At 56.1% G+C, this 376-nt stretch carries 1 pseudogene; it reads left to right on the top strand.

Annotated features, from left to right (window positions below):
• Positions 1-376, top strand: a pseudogene (locus FN960_RS23590) (DNA-directed RNA polymerase subunit beta'); the annotation flags it as partial.

Genomic DNA, 376 nt, shown 5'->3' with positions numbered 1-376 from the left:
GACGAAGTTATCCGCGAACACCCGGTACTGCTGAACCGTGCACCGACTCTGCACCGTCTGGGTATCCAGGCATTTGAACCGGTACTGATCGAAGGTAAAGCTATCCAGCTGCACCCGCTGGTTTGTGCGGCATATAACGCCGACTTCGATGGTGACCAGATGGCTGTTCACGTACCGCTGACGCTGGAAGCCCAGCTGGAAGCGCGTGCGCTGATGATGTCTACCAACAACATCCTGTCCCCGGCGAACGGCGAACCAATCATCGTTCCGTCTCAGGACGTTGTACTGGGTCTGTACTACATGACCCGTGACTGTGTTAACGCCAAAGGCGAAGGCATGGTGCTGACTGGCCCGAAAGAAGCAGAACGTCTGTATC

Source organism: Alkalicoccobacillus porphyridii (assembly GCF_007293315.1).
In the GTDB taxonomy this organism is placed as follows: Bacteria; Bacillota; Bacilli; order Bacillales; family Bacillaceae_D; genus Alkalicoccobacillus; species Alkalicoccobacillus porphyridii.
Note: the sequence above shows the minus strand (reverse complement) of the source record. Positions and strands in the feature narration are given on the sequence as shown.